Consider the following 24,537-nt stretch of genomic DNA (forward strand, 5'->3'; position numbering starts at 1 on the left):
GTTCCTGGGAGAACGATCGGTCTTTCTGGTAGAGAGACTATTCGTTCTCCCGTCGAACGCAAGGTGACGGGTCCCACAAAGCAGAACGACTGGTCTTTCTCTAGGATGCGGGCGTGGAGACCACCCGAGAGCCGCACCCCAGGGAACGGCTGCTGCGCACGGCGTCACGCCTGTTCTACGCCGAGGGCATCCACGCCGTGGGGGTGGACCGCCTGGTCAGCGAGGCCTCGGTGACCAGGGCGACGTTCTACCGGCACTTCCCCGGCAAGGACGACCTCGTCGTCGCCTACCTGAGGGCGACCGGCGAGGCCATCCGCGAGGCCGTGGCCCGCGCCCGCGAGGGCGAACCGCCGCGCGAGGCCCTGCACGCCACCATGGCCGTGGTCGGCGACGCGACGCGCGCGGAGGACTTCCGGGGCTGCCAGTTCCTCAACGCCGCCGCCGAGTACCCGGACCCGGACCACCCGGTGCGCGTGGCGATCGACGACCACCGGACCTGGTTCCTGGGCGTCCTGCGCGACCTGGTCGCCGACCTCGGGCACCCCGACCCGGACCACGCCGCCCGCGTGCTGGTGCTGCTGCGCGACGGCGCCCTGCACGGCGGCGAGCTGGACGACCCCGCGGTGGTCCGCGAGGCCCTGCGCCGGGCCGTCGAGGACCTCGTCCCCGCCTGACCGGCGCCTCACCACCCGGGCAGGTCGCGCGCCCGGGTGGTCGTGGAGACCGCGTCGAACCGGCGGACCACCCCGTCCCGCCCGAACCGGGGCCAGCCGGGGTCGCCGGTGCGGGCGAAGGACACCCACGCCGCGCGCACCTCCGCCGCGAGCGACGCGGGCGGCTCGTCGGGCCCGAGCAGGCCCCGCGGCCCGCGCAGCGCCGGCAGGTCGAGGCGGTCGAACACGAAGGGCAGCTCCACCGCGTGCGCCGCGCCCAGCCGACCGTCCACAGCGGACGAGCGCCAGGCGAACTCGTAGACGTGCGCGCGGCCGTGCGCCTCGGCCAGCCTGCGGCTGCCGACGCCGAACAGCGCGTCACCGAGGATCGCCGACCGCAGCTCGCCGGGGGAGGCGTGCGGCCGCCGCGCCCGGTACGCCGCCACGAGCGCGTCCGGGTCGCGGTGCGCCCGCGCCGCCGTCGCGCGCACGTCTTCGGCGGTCGAGGTGGCCAGTTCCCCTTGCGGCGCCAGGTAGAGGTTGCCCTCCTCGGCGTTCGTGCCGACGAGCAGGTCGACGTCCGCGATCCGGCTCTCCGCGGGCTGCTCGTCCAGCACGAGGCCGAACGGGCTGAGCCCGAGGAGCGGGTCGAACGCGCCGGGGGCGCGCAGGTCCAGCCCGGCGAGCGCGGGCACGACCCCGACGAGCCGGTCGTCGGGGACGGCGGCGAAACCGGCGGCGGTCGGTTCGACGCCGAGCCGGGCCGCCGCCGCGCGGGTCACCACGGCGGCCTGCTCGGGGGAGAACGCGCCCAACCCGTTGCCGCTCTGCGTGATCGCCCGCCGGAACAGCCCGCCCGCCCCGGGCGTGGCGAGGACGCCCGCGACGATCGTCGCGCCGGCGGACTGCCCGAACAGGGTGACGTTGCCGGGGTCGCCGCCGAAGGCCCCGATCTCGCGCCGCACCCAGCGCAGCGCGGCCACGACGTCGAGCAGCCCCCGGTTGCGCGGCGCGCCGGGCAGGTCGAGGAACCCGGCGACGCCGAGCCGGTGGCCGACCGCCACCAGCACCACGCCGTCGCGGGCGAACGCGGCGCCGTCGTACAGCGGCGCCGCGATCGAGCCCGCCACGAAACCGCCGCCGTGCGCGAACACCAGCACGGGGCAGCCCTCGGCGTGCTCCGGCGCCCAGACGTCGACCGCGAGGTAGTCCTCGCCGCGTTCCCAGCCGGGGCCGAAGAACGGCGACATGTCGAGCGCGCCGAACGCGTCCCGGCGGGGTTGCGGCGCGGTCGGCCCCGGCCGGCCGGCGTCGCGCACGCCCGTCCAGGGCCGGTGCGGCGCGGGCGGGGCGAACCGGCCCGCGCCCCGCGGCGGCGCGGCGTACGGGACGCCGAGGAAGCGCCGGGCGCCGCGGTCCGCGCGGCCGCGGACCGCGCCCCCGCCGGTGGTCACGATGGGATCGGGCACGGGTTCCTCCTGATCGTCAGAGCCGGGCGAACGGGGCCCACGCCTTGATGGCGAACTTCCCGCCGTCCCGCACGACCTCCGCGCCGCCGTGACCGGCGAGGTGGGCGGGCACCACGAGGGCTCCCGTGTCGCCGGCGCGCCCGAGCAGCCGGTGGCGGGTGGCCGCGGCCTCGGCGGGGTCCTCGCAGAAGCAGGTGTTGGTGTCGGGCTCGACGATCTGGAACGGGGTGTGCAGCAGGTCGCCGACGAACAGCGCCCGGTCGGTCCCCGACTCCAGCGCCAGCACCGCCGAGCCCGGCGTGTGGCCCGGCGCGAGTTCCAGGCGCAGGTCGCGGTCGATGACGTGGCGGTCCTCCCACAGCAGCACCTGACCCGCCTCGCGCACCGGCGCCACGCTGTCCTCGAACACGTTCCGGTTGCCGTCGCCCAGGCGCGGCCGGTGGCCGTTGGCCGGGTTCCAGAAGTCGAAGTCGGCGCGCGACACCAGGTAGGTGGCGTTGGGGAAGGTCGGCGCCCAGTCGTCGCCGTCGAGCCGGGTGTTCCAGCCGACGTGGTCGACGTGCAGGTGCGTGTTGACCACGAGGTCGACGTCCTCGGGCCGGACGCCCGCCTTCGCCAGCTCGCCGAGGAAGTCCGTGTCCAGGTGGTGCCACACCGGTGAGCCCGGCCGGTCCTTGTGGTTGCCGACGCCGGTGTCCACCAGGATCGTCCGGCCGCCGCTGCGCAGCAGCCAGGTCTGGACCGCGGCGACGTACTCGTCCGCGGCGGGGTCGACGAAGTCCGGCGCGAGCCAGGGCTCGTGCTCCCGCCAGGTCTCCGGCGAGGCGTCGGGGAAGAAGGCGCCGGGCGACAGCCCGACGTGCCCGTGGTACTCGACGACCCGGGTGATCGTCACGTCGCCCAGCACGATGTCCTGCACGGCCGCTCCAGGGTGTGTCCGGTGGGGGTTCACGACCCAGCGTGGTCGCGCCCGGCCCGGCCCGACCAGCCCCGGTCCTGCGTACCACCGGCAGTGGCAGGCTCGCGGCGGGCGGGTCGGGGCATAGTGGGCCCGTGACGGTTTCCGGGCAGCTGGGGGAGTTCCTGCGGGCGCGGCGGTCGCGCCTGCGACCCGAGGACGTCGGCCTGGCCGCGCTGCCGGGCCGGCGGCGCGTGGCGGGGCTGCGCCGCGAGGAGCTGGCGCACCTGGCGGGCGTCAGCGTCTCGTACTACACGCGGCTGGAGCAGGGGCAGACGGCCAACGCTTCGGGCGCCGTGCTGGACGCGCTCGCCGGGGCCCTGCGACTGGACGAGCACGAGCGCGCGCACCTGCGCCACCTCTCCGGTCGACGACCCCGCGCCCGCCGCCCGCCGGTGGAGCGCGTCCACCCGCTGACGCGCGACCTGCTGCGCTCGCTGGCGGGCGTGCCGGCGCTGGTCGCGGGCCGGCGTTCCGACGTGCTGGCGTGGAACCCCCTCGGGCACGCCCTGCTGGCGGGCCACGTCGACCCGACGGCCCCCGACCGCCCCGCCGACCGGCCGAACCTGGTCCGGATGGTGTTCCTCGACCCGCACACCCGCGAGCTGTACGCGGACCGGGAGCGCAAGGCGCGCGGGGTGGTGGCGAACCTGCGCCTCGCCGCGGGCAGGCACCCGGAGGACGCCCTGCTGGCCGCCCTGGTCGGCGAGCTGTCCGTGAAGTGCCCCGAGTTCGCCGCCCTGTGGGGCAACCACCGGGTCGGGCCCTGCGGTGGCGACACCCACCGGCTGCGCCACCCGCTGGTCGGCGAGCTGACCGTCACCCAGCAGGGCCTGCTGCTCTCCCACTCGCCCGACCAGTCGCTGGTGGTGATGACCACGGGCGCGGACCAGGGCGCGGCGGACACGCTCCAGCTCCTGGGCCGGTTCACCGCCGAGTGGTGAGGCGGGTCCCGGAGCGGCGGTGGACCTGCCGGAACGCCGCCGGCTCGGCCGCCGTCGCGGTGGCCGCCCGTCCACCTCGGCCGACCGCGCGGGCAGGGCGGAGTCGAAGCCGACCGAGGACAGGCGCCCGGTCGTGGTCGGCCGGAGCGTCGCCGTCCCGGTCAGGACGTCGGTGGCGGGGTCGTGGGCCAGGCGCAGGTCGTAGTGCCCCACGTCGTGCCCGCCGCCGCCCGCTCCCGGGTAGTACGGGTCCCCGAAGCCCTCGGGGACCCGGCCCGGCCGCGTGCGCCGGGATCGCCGCGAGCACCGGCGCCGCCACGACCGGCCCGATCAGCCTTGCTCTCACCGGGTGGTCCTCTTACCGTGAGTGGCACGGTGCACCTCGCCGTGAATACGCCCCCAACAGGTGATCTTGTTGCCTCGATCGCGGGAAACCACCCGACCGGACGTGGATCACAGCCGCAGCGGGATGACCCGGGGTCGCGGGCGCGTTCGGACTGGTGGACACCCATCGGACTCTTCAGGAGCGGAGCGACCACATGGCGACGGTGACCGAGAAGGCTGTTCTCGCGGGCGGGTGCTTCTGGGGCATGCAGGACCTGTTCCGGCGCCACCCGGGCGTCGTCTCCACCCGCGTGGGCTACACGGGCGGCGACGTGCCCAACGCGACCTACCGCGACCACGGCGGCCACGCCGAGGCCATCGAGGTCGTCTTCGACCCGGCGCTGCTGAGCTACCGGCAGGTCCTGGAGTTCTTCTTCCAGGTCCACGACCCGACGACGCGCGACCGCCAGGGCAACGACGTCGGCTCCAGCTACCGCTCGGCGATCTTCTACGAGAGCGACGAGCAGAAGCGGGTGGCCGAGGCCACCATCGCCGACGTGAACGCGTCCGGCAGGTGGCCGGGCGCGGTCGTCACCGAGGTCACCCAGGCCGGTGACTTCTGGGAGGCGGAGCCGGAGCACCAGGACTACCTGGAGCGCTACCCGAACGGCTACACCTGCCACTACGTGCGGCCGGAGTGGCAGCTCGGCGAGCGCTGAACGGCGAGGGCGGGCGTCGCGGGGCCGCGGCGCCGACCGGTCCGCCCGCCACCCGACCTCCTGGACGGTGTTCCCCACCACGTCACCGCGGTCGCCGCTTCCCCCGTCGGACAGGCGGCGACCGCGCGACCCCCCAGTGCCGATACGATCGACCGCCGGCGAAGGGCCAGATCGCACGGTCGTCGAATGCGCGGACACGGTTGGGGAATGACGGTGGAAGTGAGCTCGCCCAGGATCACGGTCGTGGTGCCGACGTACAACGAGCGGGAGAACCTGCCGAAGCTGGTCGACTCGCTCGCCGGTCTCGGGCTGCCCGATCTGCGCGTCCTGGTCGTCGACGACAACTCCCCCGACGGCACGGGCGAGGTCGCGGACGGGCTCGCGGCCGACGGGCCGGTCCCGGTCGAGGTGCTGCACCGCACGGAGAAGGACGGCCTGGGCCGCGCCTACGTCGCGGGCATCGGGAAGGCCCTGGACGGCGGCGCCGACGTGGTCGTCCAGATGGACGCCGACCTCTCGCACCCGGCGAGCGCCCTGCCCGCGATGGTGCGGGCGCTGTCCGACTCCGACGCGGCGGTCGTGATCGGCTCCCGCTACGTGGCGGGCGGCTCGGTCGCCGGCGAGTGGCCGTGGCACCGCAAGCTGTTGTCCGCGTGGGCGAACTTCTACGTCAACGCGATCCTGCGGTTGCGCGTCAAGGACGCCACCGCCGGTTTCAAGGCGTGGCACGCGGCCACCCTGCGGAAGATCGATTTCGCTTCGGTGCGGAGCAACGGGTACGCGTTCCAGGTCGAGATGAACCACCGCACGGTGAAGCACGGCATGCGCATCGTCGAGGTCCCGATCAGGTTCGAGGAGCGCGTCGTCGGCAGCTCCAAGATGAGTTTCGCGGTGCAGCTCGAATCCGCGCTGATGCCCTGGAAGCTGCTGTTCGGCAAGGAACTGTCCTAACCCGGTTCGACCCGCCCGGCGGCCACCACCACGACGGCCCGAGGTGGTCGTCCTGACGACGTTCGACGCCGACGAGCACGTGCTGCGGGCCCTGCCCGGCCACCCGGCCCCGCCCGACCGGCCCCGCCCGCCCGGCTTGGCCCGCCCGGCACCCGCCCCGTCACGGCCCGCCGGCGTCCGCCTTGGCCAGCCACAGCCGCACGCCGAGGTCCTCGTCCTCCCGCACCCCAGCCCACCCCGCGACGGGCTCGTCGGGCGCCCCGTCGAGCGCGCACCCGGTGACCGCGACCGCGAGCACCGCCTCGGCGAGGTCGCGCTCGTGCTCGCGCAGCGCCTCGGCGGTCTCGCCCTCCGCCGCCCAGGACAGCAGGATGCGGTCCGCCACCTCCAGCCCCGCCTCCTTGCGCGCCGCCTGCACGAGCCGGACGACCTCCCGCACCAGGCCGGCCCGGCGCAGTTCCGGCGTGATCGTGGTGTCCAGGGCCACCGTCACGTCCTGCCTGCCGGCCACCGCCCAGCCGCTGCGGGGCACCTCGTCGAGGAGCACGTCGCCCGGGAGGACGGTGACGTCCTCGTCGTCCACCCGGACGGTGGCCCGGCCCCCGGCCCTCAGCGCGGAGGCCGGCGCGGCGTCGTCGGCGGCGATCGCGCGGGCGACCCGCTGGGTGCGCGGCCCGAACCGCTTGCCGAGCGCGCGGAAGTCGGGTTTGACGGTCACCTCGACCACCTCGCCCGCCCGCGCCAGCGGCGTCACCTCCCGGACGTTCAGCTCGTCGGCGATCTCGGCGACCAGCTCGGCCGGCAGCGGCCCGCCACCGGCCCCGCCACCGAACCCACCCCCGCTCCCGGGCACCCCGATCAAGGCCCGCCGCAACGGCTGCCGGTTGCGGACCCCGGCCGCCTTGCGCGCCGCCCTCCCGGCCTCCACCAGCCGGCGGGTGAGCGCCATGTCGGCGCGGAGCCGGTCGTCGGCCCGCGACGCGTCCCGCTCCGGCCAGGTCGCCAGGTGCACCGACTCCGGCGCGCCCGCGTCGCCGGGCCGGATCGCCCGCTGCCACACGTGCTCCGTGATGAAGGGGACGAAGGGCGCGAGCAGCCTGGTCAGGACGTGCAGGCACCGGTGCAGGGTGGACAGCGCGCCGGGGTCGCCCTTCCGGAACCGCGCGCGGCAGCGGCGCACGTACCAGTTCGACAGGTCGTCGACGAACCGGGCGAGCAGGCGTCCCGCGCCGGCGGTGTCGAAGGACTCCAGCGCGTCGTCCACGCCCGCGACCAGGTGGTCCAGCTCGGCGAGGACCCACCGGTCGACCACCGGCGGGTCGGCGGCCGCGGGCGTGCCGGGGGTCCACCCGCCGACACCGGCGTAGAGGGTGAAGAAGGAGGCGGTGTTCCAGTAGGTCAGCAGGACCTTGCGGACGATCTCCTCCAGGGGCGCGTCGCCCACGCGCCGCGGCGACCACGGCGAGCCGGAGCACAGCATGAACCACCGCAGGGCGTCCGCGCCGTGCCGGTCCATCAGCGGCACGGGCTCGATGACGTTGCCCAGGTGCTTGCTCATCTTCCGGCCGTCCTCGGCCACGATGTGCCCGAGGCACACCACGTTCTCGTACGCCGAGCGGTCGAACACCAGGGTGCCGATGGCCATCAGGGTGTAGAACCAGCCCCGCGTCTGGTCGATCGCCTCGCAGATGAACTGGGCCGGGTAGCCCTTCCCGAACCGCTCGACGCTGCCCTCGACGTAGGGGTAGCCGAGCCCGGCGAAGGGCATCGAGCCGGAGTCGAACCACGCGTCGACGACCTCGGGCGCCCTGGTCGCCCGCGCGCCGCAGTCCGGGCAGGGGAAGGTCACCTCGTCCACGTGGGGGCGGTGCGGGTCGAGCCCGGACAGGTCCCGCCCGGCCAGCCCGCCCAGCTCCGCGCGGGAGCCGACGCACGTGGTGTGCCCGTCGGGGCACCGCCACACCGGCAGCGGCGTGCCCCAGTAGCGGTTGCGCGACAGCGCCCAGTCGACGTTGTCGTCCAGCCAGCCGCCGAAGCGGCCGTGCTTGACGTGCTCGGGCTGCCAGTGGGTGCGCTCGTTCTCGCGGCGCAGCTCGGCGCGCCTGGCCGTGGTCCGGACGTACCAGGACAGCTGCGCGTAGTGCATGAGCGGCGTGTGGCAGCGCCAGCAGTGCGGGTACTGGTGCTCGTGCCCCTGCGACCGGAACAGCAGGCCGCGCGCCGCCAGGTCGGCGGTCAGCACCGCGTCCGCGTCCTTGAAGAACACGCCCCCGACCAGGCCGACGTCGTCCAGGAAGCGCCCGTCCGGCCCGATCGGGTTGACCACGGGCAGGCCGTGGGCGCGGCACGCGGCGAGGTCCTCCGCGCCGAACGCGGGCGCCAGGTGCACCAGGCCCGTGCCGTCGTCGGTCGTCACGTGGTCCGCGGTGATGACGAGGTGCGCGTCGGGGACGTCGACCAGGTCGAACGGCGGCCGGTAGCGGGTGCCCGCCAGGTCCGCGCCCGACAGCGCGGCCAGGACCTCGGCCCCCTCGCCGAGCACGGCGGCGACCAGCGGTTCCGCCACCACGAACGTGCCGCGCGGCGTGCGGGCCACGACGTAGGCGACCTCCGGGTGCGCGGCGACCGCGGTGTTGGACACCAGCGTCCACGGCGTCGTCGTCCAGACCAGCAGGTCGACCCCCGCCAGCCCGGCCACCTCGCCGACGACCGGCAGCCGGACGTGCGCCGAGGGGTCGACGACCGCCTCGTACCCCTGGGCCACCTCGTGGTCGGACAGGCCCGTGCCGCAGCGGGGGCAGTACGGCGCGACCCGGTGGTCCTGGACGAGCAGCCCCTCGTCGCTGATCCGCTTCAGCGCCCACCACACGCTGTCGACGTACTCGGGCGACATCGTCCAGTACGGGTCCGACAGGTCGACCCAGTAGCCGAGCCGCTCGGTCATGGCCTCGAACTCGCCGACGTGGCGCCGGACCGACTCGCGGCACCGGGCGTTGAACGCCTCGACGCCCACCCGCTCGATGTCCTGCTTGCCCGACAGCCCGAGTTCCTTCTCCACCGCGATCTCCACCGGGAGGCCGTGGCAGTCCCACCCGGCCCGGCGGGGCACGTGGAAGCCCTTCATCGTCTTGAACCGCGGGAAGACGTCCTTGAACACGCGGGCCTCGACGTGGTGCGCTCCCGGCCTCCCGTTCGCGGTCGGGGGACCCTCGTAGAACACCCACTCCGGGCCGCCGGTCGTCCGCTCGACGCTGCGGGCGAAGACGTCCCGCTCCCGCCACAGGTCCAGCACCTCCCGGTCGACGCCGGGCAGGTCCACGTGCGGCGGGAGCGGTTCGTAGGGCGACTGCGCGGGCAACGGGGGCCTCCCTGCTGATCCTGCGGACGGTGCCGCCGGACCAGCGTATCGACCTGGACCAGGCATTTTCACGGGATGTGAGCCCGCTGTCACCCCACAGTGGACGGACCGGGCCGGCGCCCGTCGAATTCTTGTTGCCGTTCAAGGGAAAGCCGCCGCTGTGGTGACGGTGTGGTGCGGCTGTGGGGCCCCTCCTTAGGTTTTGCCCAGAACCGAGGAGGAGAGCGCGATGGCCGACAACGGCACGAGGGAATCCGCCGGCACACCGGCGTTGAGCAACGGTCACGTCCGCCTCCGCGCGCTCGGCCTGGCAGACCTGGACTGGTTGCGGGCGGCCGAGACGGACGAGCTGCTGGCCTTCCGCTGGCGGCTGCGCGGCGGCCACCCGAGCCCGCACGACTTCGTCGACCAGCTGTGGGCCGGGCTGCTGGTGATGTTCGTGGTCGAGCGGGTCGGCGACGCGGAGCCGATCGGGGTCCTGTCCGCCTACCAGGCGGACCAGCGCAACGGGCACTGCCGGGTGGCCGGCGCCCGCCTCGCCCTCGACGGGTCGATGGACACCTCGTTCCTGGCCGGGCTGGCGCTGTTCTTCGACTACCTGTTCGGCGGCTGGCCGTTCCGCAAGCTGTACCTGGAGACCCCCGAGTTCAACCTCCCGCAGTTCGCCTCGGCGGTCGAACGCGGGTTCCTCGTCCCCGAGGCCAGGCTCACCGAATTCGTGTTCCTGGCCGACCGCTACTGGGACGTCCTCTTCCTCGCGGTCACCCGCGAGTCCTGGGCGTCCGCGCGCACGTCCGCCGTGGGCAGGCACCTGCTCAAGGCGGCGGAGAAGACCCGTGTCGGGTGAGAGACAGGAGAGAACCGTGAACATCCAAGCGCAGAGCACGCGTCGTCGCGCGGTCGTGGGCGGCACGCTCGCCGCCCTGGCGGTGACCGGTGGCGCGGTCGCCGGCCCCGCCCAGGCCGCCGGCGCCCCGCCGGCGGGCAGCGCGGCGGTGGAGAGCGTGGTCGTGGACGGCGTGGTGGCCGACGGCGTGGTGGCGCCCATGGCGTCCTGCGGCTACGCGCGCACCCACGAAACCTCCGGCGCGAAGGCCTACTGGCAGCTCAGCTGCGTCGGCGGGAACGTCACCGTGTCGGGCTGGGTGGAGGACACCGCGTCCGACGGCCAGTGCGCACGGGTCAAGGCGCAGTTCCACAACAGCCAGAACTGGAAGTACAGCGAGCCCGCGTGCCCGAAGGGCGAGCGGCAGAGCTTCGGCTGGACGGAGCCGGGCTCCGGCGCGAACGTGTACCTCTACGAGTACACGGTCTGAGTTCACCTCCCGGCCGTGCGTTCCCCCGGGGAACGCACGGCCGGTCCCGGCGTTCACCAGGTCTGACCGGTGAGGATCCGCTGGTGCAGCCGCCGCAGCTCGACGCCGGGCCCGATGCCCAGCTCGGTGTCGAGCAGGCGGTGCAGCCGCCGGTAGCGGGCCAGCGCCTCGGCCCGGCGGCCGCCGTCCGACAGGACCCGCATCTGGAGCAGCCACAGGCCCTCCCGCAGCGGCGCGGCCGCGATCATGGCGTCCAGCTCGGCGACCAGGCCGGCGCGGTCGCCCAGCGCCAGCCGCGTCTCGACCAGGCTCTCCCGCACCACCCAGTGCTGCTCGCGCAACCGGTGCGCCAGCGCCTCGTCCGCGACGTGCGGCACGTCCTCGAACGGCTCGCCGCGCCACAGCCCGCACGCCCGGCGCAGCGCCTCGACGGCCCGCGCCGGCCTGCCCGCGGCCAGCTCCCGGCGGCCCTCGCCGGCCAGCGCCTCGAACGAGTGGTGGTCCAGCTCGCCCGGCCGCACGGCCAGCCGGTACCCGGACCGGTCCAGCACGAGCCTGGGCCGCCGCGCCACCGGCGGCAGGACCCGGCGCAACTCCGACACGTAGGTCTGGAGGTTGGCGGTCGCCGAGCGGGGCGGCCGGTCCGGCCACAGCGCCGCGCGCAGCACGTCCGCCGGCACCCGCGCGTCGGCGTGCGCGAGCAGGACGCCGAGCAGGGTCCGCACCTTGGCGGCGCGCAGCGGCAGCTCGGCGCCGTCGCGGCCGACGGCGGCCACCGAGCCCAGCACCCGGAAGATCATCTGTTCGCGGCCCTCGGGCACGTCTTCCTCCAGCGGATCGCGGCGATCGGGACGGCGGCCAGCCAAGCCCGGCGGCGGCGGCGCGGTAAGCCGGCCAGGCGGTCCGGGACGGTCCCGGGCCGGGTCGGACCGGGTTCGAACCGGATCCGAACGGGCTCGGACCGGGTGCGCGAAACGCCCTCGGCGAAGGTCCTCCGCTGGGTACGCTGGGCGCCCGCGCCGTTGCCAGGAGGGCCGACGATGGCTGACGACCCCGGCTCACCCGAGGACCCCGACGACTTAGCCGACGCGGGCAGGCCCGATCCGGCCCCGGCGCGCACCCCGGCCGAGTTCGTCGAGGCGCTGCGACGCCTGAAGCGGTGGACCGGGCGCGGCTACCGGCAGCTGGAGAAGCGCGCCAACGCCGCCGGCCACGCGCTGCCGCGCAGCACCCTGACCGTCGCCCTGTCCCGCGACGCGCTGCCCCGCGAAGACCTGGTCGAGGCGTTCGTCCGGGCGTGCGGGTGCGACGACGGCGAGACCGCGCGCTGGCTGGCCGCCCGCCGCCGCATCGCCTCGGCGCCCTCGGACGCCTCGCCCGGCGTCGCGCCCGGCATGGTGTCGGGGGTGCTGTCCGGCGTCGTGTCAGGGGTCCTGTCCGGGCCGGTGTCGGGGCTCGTGCCCCACCCGGGAGCACCCGCGCCGAACGGCGTGCCCACGCCGAACGGCACACCCGCGCAGAACGGCGCGCGCGACCGCCGGCGCGTGCACACGGGGGTCGTGGTCGCGTTCTTCGCCGTGGTGGTCGTCGCGGCGGCCTACCTGCTCGAACCCCCGGGCCGGGGCGAGGCCCAGGGCGATCCCGACCAGGGCTCGCCGGCACCGTCCAGCGCGGCGCAGGACCCGCCGGCCCCGCCCACGTCGTGGTCCGCCACCGGCGCACCCGCCGCCGACGAGCCGCCGCCGGTCGTCGTGACCGCGACCGCGGCGCTCCCCGCCCCACCGGTCCCCGCGCCCCGGGAGCAGGTCGACCGCGCGCCGCGACCGACGGGCCAGCCGACCCCGCAGCCCGCTCCACCCCCGCGGCCCGCCCCGTCCACCGGGAGGACGACGACGCCCGTCGCGACCGCGAGCCGGACGATCACCCTGCCGGGCGAGCCCGCGATCCACTGCCCGATGCCCTACCTGTCCACCGCGTACGGACCCCTGGCCCAGTGCACGCAGCGGTCCGGCGGCCGGGCCCGTCCGGGCTACTACAGCCCGGTCACCGGGCAGTTCGAACCGACCCTCGACTGGGTGAGCCTCGTCCACGACGAGTGGCGCGACGACCCGACGCCCTCCCTGGACGGGGTCACGGCGAGGGCGTGCGGGTACGCCGCGCTCGAAACGCCGTACGGCCCGGGGGTCTGGTCCACGCAGTACCGGGGCGGGCAGGCCCGCTGGGGCATCGTCAACCTCGTGGACGGCAGGTTCCAGCCCACGGACCACGGGTGGCTGGCCACCGTCCCCTGACGGGGGGTGCAGCAGGCTGTACCGCGAACCCGGCAGCGCGGTGGATCGTCCCGACGACCCGTCCTGCCTAGCGTCGTACCCGTGATCGAAACGAAGGCGCCGGAGCGCGCCACCACCGGCCGGCCGGCCGTCAGGATGTCCTCCGTGTCGAAGGTGTACGGGTCCGGCGACCGCGCGGTGACCGCCCTGGACGGCGTGTCGGTCGACCTGCCGCGCGGCGGTTTCACCGCCGTGATGGGCCCGTCCGGGTCCGGCAAGAGCACCTTCCTGCACTGCGCCGCCGGCCTGGACCGGCCGACCTCGGGAACGGTGCTGCTGGGCGGCACCGACCTGTCCGCGCTCGACGAGAAGCGGCTGACGGCCGTGCGCCGCGAGCGGATCGGCTTCGTGTTCCAGGCCTACAACCTGGTCCCGTCGCTGACCGTCGAGCAGAACGTCGAGCTGCCGCTGCTGCTCGGCGCGGGCGCGCCCGACCCGGCCTGGCGGCGGCACGTGGTGGAGCGCGTCGGCCTGGCCGACCGGCTCGGCCACCGGCCCGCCCAGCTGTCCGGCGGCCAGCAGCAGCGCGTCGCGATCGCCCGCGCGCTGATCACCCGGCCGGACGTGGTCCTCGCCGACGAGCCGACCGGCGCGCTGGACAGCCGCACCGGCCGGCAGGTGCTGGAGCTGCTGCGGGACGTCGTCGACGGCACCGGGCAGACCGTGCTGATGGTGACCCACGACCCGCTGGCCGCCTCGTACGCCGACCAGGTGGTGTTCCTCCGGGACGGCAGGCTCGCGGGCTCGCTGGCGGGCCCGTCGCCGGAGGCGATCGCCGAGCGCATGACGCAGCTGGGGGAGTGGTGACGGTGCGGAAGCTGGCACTGGCCTCGATCCGCCACCGGCTCGGTGGCTTCGCGGGCGTGTTCGTCGCGGTCCTGTGCGCCTCGGCGCTGCTGACGGCGCTGGGTGTGCTGTTCGAGTCCGGGTTGCGCGCCGGGGTCGCCCCGCAGCGGTACGCGGGCGCGGCGGTCGTCGTCTCGGGGCCGTCGTCGCTGCCCGCGGCCCAGGACCTCGACGTGCCGCTGAGCGAGCGCGCCCCGCTGCCCGCCGACGCGGTGGCCCGGGTCGCGGCGGTCCCGGGGGTGGCCCGCGCGGTCGGGGAGAGCTCGGCCCCGGTGGTCGTCCCGGGCGAGCCGGGCGCGGTGGCGCTCGGCTGGAGCTCGGCGTCGCTGACCCCGCTGGCGCTCCGGGACGGCGTCGAGCCGCGCGGACCGGGCGAGGTGGTGCTCGACGCCGCGCTCGCCGACCGGGTCGGGGCCCGCGTCGGCGACCGGCCGCCGCTGGCGTTCGGCGGCGCGCCCGAACCGCACGTGGTGACCGGTGTCGCCGCGGCGACCGGCGTGGACACCGGGCGGCGGCCCGCCCTGTTCCTCACCGACGAGCAGGCCCGCGCGCGGTCCGGGCGACCCGACCAGGTGGACGTCGTCGGCGTGCTGGCCGCGCCCGGCGTCGACCCGGACGACCTCGCCGACCGGGTGCGCGCCGCGCTGACCGGCCTGGGCGCGGAGGTCCGCACGGGCGCGGCCCGCGGTGACGCGGAGTTCACCGACGTCGGCCGGGTCCGCTCGGAGCTGGTGGTGCTGACGCTGGCGTTCGCGGGCACCACGCTGCTGGTCGCGGTGCTCGTGGTGGCGGGCACGCTCGGCCTGTCGATCCGGCAGCGCGCCCGGGAGCTGGCGCTGCTGCGGGCGGTGGCCGCGACACCGGGCCAGGTGCACCGCCTCGTCGGCGCGGAGGTCCTGATCACGGCGGGCGCGGCCGCGGTGCTCGGCGCGGGTCCCGGCTTCGCCGCGGCGCACCTGATGCGCGACGCGTTCGCCGGCGCGGGCCTGCTGCCGGCCGACTTCGCCCTGGAGCTGAGCCCGCTGCCGCCGCTGGCCGCGGTCCTGCTCGTGGTCGCGACGGCCCGGGTCGCCGGGTGGTTCGCGGCCCGCCGCGCCGCCTCGGCCCCACCCGTGGACGCGCTGCGCGAGGCGTCGGTCGAACCGGCGGGCCTCGGCCGCGCCCGCGTCGTCTCCGGCCAGGCGTCGCTGGCGCTGGGGCTGGGCGTGGCGACGACACCGCTGTTCATGCCGGGGCAGCTGGGCGCGGCGGCCGCGGCCTCGTCGGCGCTGCTGCTGGTGATCGGCGCGGCGCTGCTCGGCCCGCTGCTGGTCGGCCGGGTGGCCCGGTCGCTGGCCCGCCCGCTGCGGGCGCTGTCCCCGGTCGGCGGCCACCTGGCGGTGGAGGGCGTCGCCGCCAACGCGCGGCGGCTCGCTACCGTGGTCACCCCCATGGTGCTCGCCGTGGCCACCGCGTCGGTGCAGCTCTTCACCCAGACCACGGTGAGCGCGGCGGCGGCCGCGCAGGCCGACGACGGGGTGGTCGCCGACTTCGTGGTCTCCGGCCCGGCGGGTCTCGCGCCGGAGGTGACCGAGGCGATCCGCGCCGTGCCGGGCGTGCGGCAGGCCACCCCGGTGGTGCGCAGCCAGGTCTTCGCCGCCGCGGTCGTGCTCGGCGACCCGCAGGTGACCGCGTACGCGGCGCAGGGCCTGCCCGCCGGCGGTTTCGGCGACACGCTCGACCTGCGGCCGCGCGAGGGCGACCTGACCGCCCTGCGCGGCGACGCGGCCGCGCCCGGCGCGGCGGCCGCCGCGACGATCGGCGTCGGCGTCGGCGACCGGGTCGACCTGCGGCTGGGCGACGGCACGGCGGTGCGGCCGACCGTCGTCGCGCTGTACGACCGCGGCCTGGGGTTCGGCGACGTGACGCTGCCCCGCGACGTCCTCGCCGCGCACACCACCACCCGGCTCGACCACTCGGTGCTGGTGCTGACCGACGGCTCGGCCGGTCCCGGTCTGGCGGCGCTGGCCGAGCGCTTCCCCGGGCTCGCGGTCCAGGACCGCGCCGCGGTCGAGGCCGCCGGGCAGGCCGGGCGCGACGCGCAGTCGTGGACCAGCCTGATCGCGCTGCTGGTGGTCCTGGGCTACCTGGCCATCTCCGTGGTCAACACCCTCGTCATGGCCACGGTCGAGCGGTCGCGGGAGTTCGCGCTGCTGCGCCTGGTCGGCACCGGCAGGCGGCAGGTGGTGCGGATGACGCGCGTCGAGGCGCTGCTCGTGGTCGGCATCGCGGTGGTGGTCGGCACGGCCGCCGCGACACCGGCCCTGATCGGGGTGAGCATCGGCCTGACCGGTTCGCCGCTGCCCTCCGTGCCGCCCCTGGCGTACCTGGCGATCGTCGGCGTCACGGCACTCCTGGGCTTCGCCGCCGTCGGCATCCCCACCCGCCTGGCCCTGCGGGCGCGCCCCGTCGACGTCATCGGGGTGCGCGGGTGACGCCCGCGGCGACCTGCCGCCGACCGCCGGCCCGGTCCGGCCGCGCGGTCGGCGAACCGGCCGGCGCGGCGGTCACCGTGGCGGTGCGGGCCGCCGACGCCCTGCTGCCGGCGGGCGCGGCCGCGGTGCTCGGCCGCCGGCGCGACATCGCGGTCTCGTGCCGCGCGGTGGAGGCCGACGTGCTGCTGCTCGTGGAGGAGGAGGTCTTCGACGAGCGGTCGGTCGGGCTGCTGCGCGGCGCGGGCGTCGGCTCCGCGCGCGGAGCCGAGCCGCGCTGCGTGGTGGTCGCCGACGAGTTCCGCGACGGCGGGCTGGAGCGGGCGGTCGACGCCGGCGTGGTGGCGGTCGTCCCGCTGCGCGAGGCCACCGGCGACCGGGTCGCGGCCGCCGCGCTGGCCGAGCGCGACGGCGTGGCCGACCTGCCGCCGCGGTTGCAGGGCCTGCTGCTGGAGCGCCTGCGCCGGCGGGAACCCGGGCCGGACGAGCCGACCGGGGTGGCCGACCGCGAGCGCCGGGTCCTGCGGCTGATCTCCGAGGGGCTCGACACCGGGGAGGTCGCCGGGGCGCTGGGCTGCTCGGAGCGCACGGTCAAGTACGCGCTCCAGGCGTTCATGGCCCGCCACGGGCTGACCACCCGCGTGCACGCCGTCGCGTTCGCCCTGCGCGCCGGGCTGATCTGACCCGTGTCAGGAGTTCTCCAGGTAGTGCAGCACCGCGGCGACGCGCCGGTCGACCTCGTCGGACGGCGTCATGTCGAGCTTCGCGAAGATGCTGCGGATGTGCTTGTGCACCGCGCCCTCGGTGACCACGAGCCGCGTGGCGATGGCGGTGTTGCCCAGCCCCTCGGCCATCAGCGCCAGCACGTCGCGCTCGCGCGGCGTGAGCCGCTCCAGCCGGGTGTCGGGCCGGGTGCGGGCGAAGAGCTGGGCGACGACGTCCGGGTCGATGGCGGTGCCGCCGGCCGCGACCCGGTGCAGCGCGTCCAGGAACTCCTCCACCCGCCCCACCCGCTCCTTGAGCAGGTAGCCGAGGCGGGCCGCGCCGTGGGCGAGCAGCTCGGTGGCGAAGGCCTGCTCGACGTAGGCGGACAGCACGAGCACGGCCAGGCCCGGCTGCTCGCGCCGGGCCTCGACGGCCGCCCGGATCCCCTCGTCGGTGTGCGACGGGGGCATCCGCACGTCCACGATGGCCACGTCGGGCCGGTGCTCCTCGACCGCCGCCAGGAACTCCTCCGCGTCGGCGGTGGCGGCCACCACGTCGAGCGACTCGGCGCGCAGCAGCAGTTCGAGGCCCGCCCGCAGGAGGGCGTCGTCCTCGGCGATGACTATTCGCATGGGCACATCCCACCACGGGCGCCGGCCGGACCGCCCGCGCGCGCCGGGAGCCCCCGGCGCGGCGACGGGCACGACCCGGCGCGGCGCCCCTGTGCCATCATCGGTGGCGCTCCGACAACCCCCGGGAAGCGGCAGGGATGATGGTTCTCGCGTTGCGCTCCCGGTGGCCGGGACTGAGGTTCCTCGCCGTCGGCACGGTCGTCGGGGTGGTGTCGTGGGCCGTCCTCATCGGACTGGTCCTGTCCGTCGCGCTGGTCGTCACGCTCCCGCTGCTGCCCCGGGTCGCCCGGCTGGCCCGCGACCTGGCGGCGTTCGAGCGCCGCCGCGTCGGCCGCTTCCTCGGCGCGCCGGTCCCCGCGCCGCCGGAGCCGGCCGCGTGGGACCTCGCCACCGCGCTGACCGACCCCACCTCGCGCCGCGACGTCCTGTGGCTGCTCCACCAGGCGCCCGGGGGCCTGGTGCTGGGCGCGCTCGCGGTCGGCTCGCCCGTCGGCGCCGTGCAGAACGCGGTGATCGCGGCGGTCTGGCCGCTCGCGCCCGGCATCACGACCACCCTGGACGTGCCGGTGGCGTCCTGGGGCGACGCGGTCCTGGCGCTGGCCACCGCCCTCGGTTACGGGGGGCTGGGCTGGTTCCTCGTGGCGCCCGCGGCGGCCTGGTGGGCGAGGCTGGAGGCGGCGCGGCTCGCACCGCCCGAGCAGTCCCTCGTGGAGCGCCTGGCCGAGGTCACGGCGACGCGGGCGGACGCGCTCGAAGCGCACGGCAACGAGCTGCGCCGCATCGAGCGCAGCCTGCACGACGGCACGCAGAACCGCCTGGTCGCGGTCGTGATGCACCTGGGCATGGCGGAACGCGTGCTGCGCCGCGACCCCGCGGCGGCCCTGCCGATGCTGCTCACCGCGCAGAACGCGGCCTCCGACGCGCTCGCCGAGCTGCGCGACGTGGTGCGCGGCATCCACCCGCCGGTGCTGGTCGACCGCGGCCTGACCGGCGCGGTGGCGTCCCTGGTCGCGCACTGCGCGATCCCGTGCTCCTACGACGAGTCACCGGTGCCGCGCCTGCCCGCCGCGGTGGAGGCGGCGGCCTACTTCGTGGTGGCGGAAGCGCTCACCAACGCGGTCAAGCACAGCGGGGCCACGCGGATCACCGTGCGGCTGGGCCTCGACGCCGGCGTGCTCCGGGTCGAGGTCGCCGACGACGGCCGCGGCGGCGCCGACGACGCGCTCGGCACGGGCCTGCTGGGCATCCGGCACCGCGTCGCCGCGTTCGACGGCGCCACCGAGGTGAACAGCCCGGTCGGCGGCCCGACCACGCTGCGCGCCGCGATCCCGATCGGCAGCTGACCGCCTGGCCGCAGTCCTGGTCGGTAACCGCCTGCGCTTGGCCTCCCGCACCGCCTGGCCTGCCGCACCGCACCGCACCGCCCCGCCTGGCCTGCCTGCCGCCCCGCCTGCCTGGCCCGCCGCCCTGCCCGACCTGCCGCCCCGCCTGGTCGTCCCCCGCCCCGGTTCCGTTGCGCCGCACCAACTCCGCCCGCCGCCACCCCGCCCGCCGCTCGGCCATCCAGCAGGCTGCACCACCGGGTTTCCAGCGCACGGCAATGACTCCCGCACCCCGGGATCCCTAGGTTCGGCCCATGAGCGGCGGACCCCTGATCATCCCCGGCGACCTCGCGGCCCTCCGGGGCGTGCGCGTGGCGGTTCGGGCGGGCGACCCGCTCTCGCTGGCCGCGTTGATCGACTCCCTCGACGCCGTGCCCGGCCTCTCCGCGGCCCCCGCGGGCGGGCGGGCCAGGGCCGACGTGCTGCTGCTGGCGCCCGCGGGCGCGGTGGCGCACGTGGGTGCGGAACGCCTGGCGGGCCTGCCGGCGGTGCTGCTGGCGAACCGCCTGTCCCTGCCCGACGCGCGTCACCTGACCCGCGCCGGCGTGGTCGAGGTGCTGCCGAGGTCGGCGTTCGCCGGCGGGCGGGCGGCCCGTGCCGTGCTGCGCGCGGCGACCAGGCCCGTGGTCACCGCCCACGCGCTGCTCGACGGGTTCCACCGCGCGCGCCGCGAGGCCGCCGCGCCGGTCGAACCGGCGGCCGTCCGCCTGCTGCCCCGGGAGGTCGACGTGCTGCGGCTGCTCGCCGAGGGGTTCACCACCGCGCGGATCGCGGCGGAGCTGGGGTACGCGGAGCGCACGATCAAGAACACCGTCTACGAGATGACGAACCGGACGGGCCTGCGCAACCGGTCGCACGCGATCGCCCACGCCATCCGGGCCGGCGTCATCTGAGTCGGCGCCACCCGGGCCGGCGCCACCCGGCGGGCACGCCCGCGGGCGTGCTCGAACTCCCGAGAAGAACCGGGACGGGAGGGCATGGCGTCGAAGCGTTCGACGGAGTAGAAATAGCCAACCACGCCGCCCGCCGCCTGACCTCGACGAACCGCTGAGAGAGCGCTCTCGCGGTGGGCTGCCCGCGTCCCCACTCCCTCAGAGGCAGGTCGATGTCGATCCAGCGCCACCCAAGACGTGAGAGCGCTCACACGCGTTTTAGCAGGTCGTTCGCCCTAGGACTCATCCTGGCGACGGCCGCCGCCACCGCAGTGACCGCCCCGGCCGCGAGCGCGGACCAGCCGCGGCGCGGCACCCAGGACCTCGGCGTGAACGTCAAGGTCTTCGACCCGGGCATGCCCGTCGCCGAGATCCAGGCCGCGCTCGACGAGACGCACACCGCCCAGGTCGACAACGAGATGGGCGCCGAGCGGTACGCCTACCTGTTCAAGCCCGGCCACTACGGCACCGCCGAGCAGCCGCTCCAGATCAAGGTCGGCTACTACACCGAGATCGCCGGCCTGGGCGCGTCGCCCACCGACGTCGTCATCAACGGCAAGGTCGAGGTCTACAACCGCTGCCTGACCGAGGGCGGCACGGCCAACTGCCTCGCCCTGGTCAACTTCTGGCGCACCCTGGGCAACCTGACCATCAACGTCGACGCCGCCGGCCAGGACGGCTGCCGCTCCACGTCGAACTTCTGGGCGGTCTCCCAGGCCGTGTCGATGCGCAGGCTCAACGTCACGGGCGGCTCGCTGTCGCTGATGGACTACTGCACGGCGGGCCCGCAGTACGCCAGCGGCGGGTTCATCGCCGACTCCCGGCTGCCGGTCGTCACCAACGGCTCGCAGCAGCAGTGGCTGACCCGCAACAGCGAGGTCGCCGGCTGGTCCAACGGCGTGTGGAACCAGGTGTTCTCCGGTGTCGTGGGCGCGCCCGACGACGCCGACTTCCCGAACCCGCCCTACACCACGCTCGACACCACCCCGCTGAGCCGCGAGAAGCCGTACCTGTTCGTGGACGCCAAGGGCGACTACAACGTCCGCGTCCCCGCCGCCCGCAGGAACACCAGCGGCGTGTCGTGGGCGAACGGCCTGACGCCCGGCCGCACGATCCCGCTGCGCGACTTCTACGTGGCCAAGCCCGGCGACTCCGTCAGCAGGATCAACACCGCGCTGCTGCTCGGCAAGCACCTGCTGCTGACCCCGGGCGTGTACGACATCGCCCGCAGCATCGAGGTCCGGCGCCCCGACACCGTCGTCCTCGGCATCGGGCACGCCACGCTCACCGCGGTGAACGGCGCGGTGCCGCTGGACGTCGCCGGCGTGCCGGGCGTCGTCGTCGCCGGCGTCACCATCGACGCCGGGACGAAGCTCTCGCCGGTCCTGCTGCGGGTCGGCAAGCAGCACGGCCTCGACCGGTCCTCGCCGCACAACCCGACCACGCTGTCCGACGTGTACTTCCGGGTCGGCGGGCCGCACGTCGGCAAGACCGACACCGCGCTGGAGGTCAACAGCGACGACGTGCTCATCGACCACACCTGGGTGTGGCGGGCCGACCACGGCGTCGAGGGCTTCACCGACACCCAGCGGTGGCACACCAACACCGGCCGCACGGGCGTCGTGATCAACGGCGACCGCGTGACCGCGACGGGCCTGTTCGTCGAGCACTTCCAGCGGCACAACACCGTGTGGAACGGCGAGGACGGCACCACCGTGCTGTACCAGAACGAGCTGCCCTACGACCCGCCGACGCAGGCGGACTGGATGAAGGGCTCCACCGAGGGCTGGGCGGGCTACAAGGTGGGCGACCGCGTGCGCAGGCACACCCTGCACGGCGGCGGCGTCTACGTCTTCAACCAGAACAACCCGGAGATCCACACCGAGAACGGCTTCGAGGTGCCGAGGACCCCGGGCGTCAAGCTGCGCCACATCATGACCGTCAACCTGGGCGCGGGCACCGTCGACCACGTGGTCAACGGCATCGGCGACCCGGCCGACACGACCAGGACCGGCGCCCCGGTGTACGTCGCCGAGTACCCGGTCCCGTGACGGACCCCGGCTGACCGGCGACCCGAGCGGCGCCCGACCACCCCGGTCGGGCGCCGCTCGCGCGACAACCCCTATTCGCGACGCCCCGGGTCACCGGACCCTAGGGGTTGTCGGCCCGCCGACCGGTTCTTAGCGTTGACCGGGCCGGATCACGTGGAATGCGCGTCGAGGGGGAGATGAATGCCCGAGAACGAGTTGGCTGAGCTGCGGCGGCTCGTCGTGCGCCTGCGCACGAGGGTCGGTTCCCTCCGCTCGGACGGCGCGGACGACCCCGCCGCGCGCCGCGTCGTCAACAGCGTGGAGCGGCTGGAGATCGACCTGGCCGAGTTCGCCCGGTCGGTGCGGCCCCCCGAGGTGAACCCGCATTCGGTGGTGGTCGTGCCCGACACGCCGTACGACCCGGCGTTCTGGTCCGGCGCGGACGACGAGGGCGTCGGCGGCCACCGGCGCGACCACGCCTGAGGCCCGACGACCCGCGCAGCACGAAGGCGACCCGGTGACGGGTCGCCTTCGTGGTGGTGGAGCTGGTGAGGAGCCCGGCGCGGGGGATCACGGGGTGGTCGACCCCGCACCGGGCCCCCGGGTCAGCCGGCGGCGCAGGTGGGCGCCAGGCCCGCGGCGGAGCCGGTGCCCTGGAAGCCGAACTCGGTCGACTGGCCGGCGCCGACGTTGCCGTTGAAGCTGACGTTGCGCCACTGGACGGTGCCGGTGGTGCCGGTGCGGTTGGCGTTCCAGGAGTTGGTGACGGTGGCGCCGGAGGGCAGCGGGGTGGTCACGGTCCAGCCGCTGATCGCCGAGGAGCCGGCGGTGACGCGGATGGTGGCGACGAAGCCGCCGTTCCAGGAGTTGATGGAGGCCGACGCGGTGCAGCCGCCCGGCGTCCCACCACCCGAAGTCGTCGTCGTGGTGGTGGTCGTCGTGGTCGTGGTCGTGGTCGTCGTGGTGCCGGACGTCGGCGAGACGCTGTTCAGGGCGTCCAGCGTGGCGTTGTAGGCGGCCTTCTTGTTGCCGGAGCCGTCGAAGAGCAGCGGGGTGCCCGAGGCGCGCCAGGAGTCGGTGTCGCGCACGCCCCAGACCGTGATGCCGGTGCAGCGGGCCACGGCCAGGCAGGCCTGGGTGACCCGGCGGAAGTTGTCGGCCTGGGTGCTGCCGGAGCCTTCGATGTCGAGTTCGGTGATCTGGACGTCGACGCCGAGGTTGGCGAAGTTCTGCAACGTGGTCTGGTAGTTCGACGGCACCGGGCTCTGCGAGTTGAAGTGCGACTGGAGGCCGACGCAGTCGATGGGCACGCCGCGGGTCTTGAAGTCCTGGACCATGCGGTAGACGCCCTGGGTCTTGGCGTGGGTCCAGTCGTCGGTGTTGTAGTCGTTGTAGCACAGCTTCGCACCCGGATCCGCCGCACGAGCGGCCCGGAACGCGGCCTCGATCCAGTCGTTGCCGGAGCGCTGGAGGTTGGAGTCGCGCCGTCCGCCGCCGGAGCCGTCGGCGAAGGCCTCGTTGACGACGTCCCAGGAGTGGATCTTGCCGCGGTAGTAGGTGGCGACCTGGGTGACGTGGTTGAGCATCGCCTGGCGCACCGCGGTGCCTTCCAGGACCCGCATCCACTCCGGCTGCTGCGAGTGCCACGCCAGCGTGTGACCCCGGACCCTCTTGCCCTGCTGGATCGCATGGTTGACGATCCGATCGGCGTTGGTGTAGCTGAACCGGCCCTGCTGCGGCTCGGTCGCGTCGATCTTCATCTCGTTCTCGGCCGTGATCATGTCGAACTCGCGGTTCACGATCCCGACATAGGTCGAATCACTCAACTTGTTCGCGGCCACCGCCGTACCGAAATAACGACCGCTCTGCTGCGCCGCGGCGGCGAGCGTGGCCGCGGCGCCGCTGGCGGGCGACGCGGCCAGCACCACGGCGCCGGCGGAGGCGGCCACGAGCGTCGACACGAGCGCGGCTCGTGACACTGACTTCGCTGTCAGCTTCATGTTTGGCACCTTCTGGGGAGCGCTTGTTGATTCGGGCAGGGGTCGGACCTGGTGGTCCGGGCCGCCGGCGTCGGCGGCCGTGGAGCGCGGCGCAGGGGGAGCTGTCGGGGGCGGTGCCCGACCGCGTCCGGCCTGAAACTTTCAGCAGTATCAACCGAAACAGATCTGCCTGGCAAGCGTGGAAGCGCCCGAAGTTCGCGACTTGCCCTCGACGCGGTCTTCCTCCTCGCCCGCCGAGGACCGCGTGCTCCTGCGGCACGGGATCGGCTCGAAAATGACAAAACCGCAGTTGGAAGCCCTTGAGCTCCCTCTTTTGTCGATCTTCACGGTGGTGTCGGACTGTCCTTGCGGGCGTTCCATGACCAGCGAAAAGTTTCGAAGTATTTGACGAAATTTCGAACGGCGGGAGCCCGTGGTGGTGGGGGGTGTCCCTATGTGGTTGTCAAGCCGCAGCCGGCGTGGGAGCGGTGTCGGGGTGTCGGTAGTGGGTCTTGGTGCGGAGCATGGCGAACAGGAC

Annotated in this window: 20 protein-coding genes; 14 read left to right on the top strand and 6 right to left on the bottom strand. The window is 75.0% G+C overall.

The genetic code is table 11. The annotated features are described in order from the left end of the window. The first annotated feature begins 113 nt into the window (after positions 1-113). The gene (locus ABD223_RS25140) at positions 114-674 is read left to right on the top strand and encodes a TetR/AcrR family transcriptional regulator (RefSeq protein ID WP_344038936.1); all 561 of its coding nucleotides are present in this window, start codon (positions 114-116) and stop codon (positions 672-674) included. Positions 675-682: 8 nt separating this feature from the next. Here ABD223_RS25140 and ABD223_RS25145 read toward each other — a convergent pair whose 3' ends face one another. Both ABD223_RS25145 and ABD223_RS25150 read right to left on the bottom strand, forming a co-directional pair. Further along, the gene (locus ABD223_RS25145; protein ID WP_344038937.1) at positions 683-2,122 is read right to left on the bottom strand and encodes a carboxylesterase/lipase family protein; all 1,440 of its coding nucleotides are present in this window, start codon (positions 2,120-2,122) and stop codon (positions 683-685) included. A gap of 16 nt (positions 2,123-2,138) precedes the next feature. Beyond that, entirely contained in the window at positions 2,139-3,041 is a 903-nt protein-coding gene (locus ABD223_RS25150; protein WP_344038938.1) for an MBL fold metallo-hydrolase, read from the bottom strand. A 134-nt stretch (positions 3,042-3,175) separates the two neighbouring features. Here ABD223_RS25150 and ABD223_RS25155 point away from each other — a divergent pair, with 134 nt between their 5' ends. The 3 genes from ABD223_RS25155 to ABD223_RS25165 all read left to right on the top strand — a co-directional run bounded on the left by ABD223_RS25155 (position 3,176) and on the right by ABD223_RS25165 (position 6,018). After that, positions 3,176-4,024, top strand: coding sequence for a helix-turn-helix transcriptional regulator (locus ABD223_RS25155; protein WP_344038939.1), 849 nt, complete (start codon positions 3,176-3,178; stop codon positions 4,022-4,024). Positions 4,025-4,563: 539 nt separating this feature from the next. Then, on the top strand, positions 4,564-5,067 hold the full coding sequence (msrA, locus tag ABD223_RS25160; RefSeq protein WP_344038940.1) for a peptide-methionine (S)-S-oxide reductase MsrA: 504 nt from the start codon (positions 4,564-4,566) through the stop codon (positions 5,065-5,067). A gap of 207 nt (positions 5,068-5,274) precedes the next feature. Further along, positions 5,275-6,018: a polyprenol monophosphomannose synthase gene (locus ABD223_RS25165; protein ID WP_344038941.1), complete on the top strand. Its 744-nt coding sequence runs from the start codon at positions 5,275-5,277 to the stop codon at positions 6,016-6,018. 160 nt (positions 6,019-6,178) lie between these two features. On the opposite strand, the gene ileS is transcribed toward ABD223_RS25165, so the two are convergent. After that, positions 6,179-9,376: an isoleucine--tRNA ligase gene (ileS, locus tag ABD223_RS25170; RefSeq protein WP_344038942.1), complete on the bottom strand. Its 3,198-nt coding sequence runs from the start codon at positions 9,374-9,376 to the stop codon at positions 6,179-6,181. 229 nt (positions 9,377-9,605) lie between these two features. Here ileS and ABD223_RS25175 point away from each other — a divergent pair, with 229 nt between their 5' ends. After that, positions 9,606-10,223, top strand: a complete 618-nt coding sequence (locus ABD223_RS25175; protein WP_344038943.1) for a GNAT family N-acetyltransferase — start codon at positions 9,606-9,608, stop codon at positions 10,221-10,223. Between the two features lie 16 nt (positions 10,224-10,239). Further along, positions 10,240-10,692 carry a hypothetical protein gene (locus tag ABD223_RS25180; RefSeq protein WP_344038944.1) on the top strand — a complete coding sequence of 151 codons (453 nt, stop codon included), beginning with the start codon at positions 10,240-10,242 and terminating at the stop codon, positions 10,690-10,692. A gap of 53 nt (positions 10,693-10,745) precedes the next feature. Here ABD223_RS25180 and ABD223_RS25185 read toward each other — a convergent pair whose 3' ends face one another. After that, positions 10,746-11,513 (bottom strand): AfsR/SARP family transcriptional regulator, encoded by a 768-nt coding sequence (locus ABD223_RS25185; RefSeq protein WP_344038945.1) that lies wholly within the window; start codon positions 11,511-11,513, stop codon positions 10,746-10,748. Between the two features lie 219 nt (positions 11,514-11,732). Here ABD223_RS25185 and ABD223_RS25190 point away from each other — a divergent pair, with 219 nt between their 5' ends. The 4 genes from ABD223_RS25190 (at position 11,733) to ABD223_RS25205 (ending at position 17,022) form a co-directional block, all read left to right on the top strand. Next, the gene (locus tag ABD223_RS25190) at positions 11,733-12,983 is read left to right on the top strand and encodes a hypothetical protein (RefSeq protein WP_344038946.1); all 1,251 of its coding nucleotides are present in this window, start codon (positions 11,733-11,735) and stop codon (positions 12,981-12,983) included. A 135-nt stretch (positions 12,984-13,118) separates the two neighbouring features. Further along, positions 13,119-13,829, top strand: a complete 711-nt coding sequence (locus ABD223_RS25195; protein WP_344038960.1) for an ABC transporter ATP-binding protein — start codon at positions 13,119-13,121, stop codon at positions 13,827-13,829. Positions 13,830-13,831: 2 nt separating this feature from the next. Then, on the top strand, positions 13,832-16,342 hold the full coding sequence (locus tag ABD223_RS25200) for an FtsX-like permease family protein (protein ID WP_344038947.1): 2,511 nt from the start codon (positions 13,832-13,834) through the stop codon (positions 16,340-16,342). Then, positions 16,339-17,022: a helix-turn-helix transcriptional regulator gene (locus ABD223_RS25205; RefSeq protein ID WP_344038949.1), complete on the top strand. Its 684-nt coding sequence runs from the start codon at positions 16,339-16,341 to the stop codon at positions 17,020-17,022. The genes ABD223_RS25200 and ABD223_RS25205 overlap by 4 nt, the downstream gene beginning before the upstream one ends. Positions 17,023-17,028: 6 nt before the next feature. Here ABD223_RS25205 and ABD223_RS25210 read toward each other — a convergent pair whose 3' ends face one another. Further along, complete coding sequence (locus ABD223_RS25210; RefSeq protein ID WP_344038950.1) at positions 17,029-17,676, bottom strand: response regulator transcription factor; 648 nt, start codon at positions 17,674-17,676, stop codon at positions 17,029-17,031. A gap of 137 nt (positions 17,677-17,813) precedes the next feature. On the opposite strand from ABD223_RS25210, the gene ABD223_RS25215 reads away from it, so the two are divergent. From ABD223_RS25215 to ABD223_RS25230, 4 genes are all read left to right on the top strand, one after another. Further along, positions 17,814-19,019, top strand: a complete 1,206-nt coding sequence (locus tag ABD223_RS25215; RefSeq protein WP_344038951.1) for a sensor histidine kinase — start codon at positions 17,814-17,816, stop codon at positions 19,017-19,019. A 293-nt stretch (positions 19,020-19,312) separates the two neighbouring features. After that, on the top strand, positions 19,313-19,951 hold the full coding sequence (locus tag ABD223_RS25220) for a helix-turn-helix transcriptional regulator (protein ID WP_344038952.1): 639 nt from the start codon (positions 19,313-19,315) through the stop codon (positions 19,949-19,951). Positions 19,952-20,262: 311 nt separating this feature from the next. After that, on the top strand, positions 20,263-22,041 hold the full coding sequence (locus tag ABD223_RS25225; RefSeq protein ID WP_344038953.1) for a hypothetical protein: 1,779 nt from the start codon (positions 20,263-20,265) through the stop codon (positions 22,039-22,041). Between the two features lie 180 nt (positions 22,042-22,221). Further along, positions 22,222-22,503 (top strand): hypothetical protein, encoded by a 282-nt coding sequence (locus tag ABD223_RS25230; RefSeq protein ID WP_344038954.1) that lies wholly within the window; start codon positions 22,222-22,224, stop codon positions 22,501-22,503. 122 nt (positions 22,504-22,625) lie between these two features. Here the strand turns inward: ABD223_RS25230 and ABD223_RS25235 are convergent, their stop codons facing one another. Continuing rightward, entirely contained in the window at positions 22,626-24,020 is a 1,395-nt protein-coding gene (locus ABD223_RS25235; RefSeq protein WP_344038955.1) for a glycoside hydrolase family 10 protein, read from the bottom strand. Positions 24,021-24,537 lie beyond the last annotated feature (517 nt).

The organism is Saccharothrix xinjiangensis (genome assembly GCF_039527585.1).
Classification (GTDB): domain Bacteria; phylum Actinomycetota; class Actinomycetes; order Mycobacteriales; family Pseudonocardiaceae; genus Actinosynnema; species Actinosynnema xinjiangensis.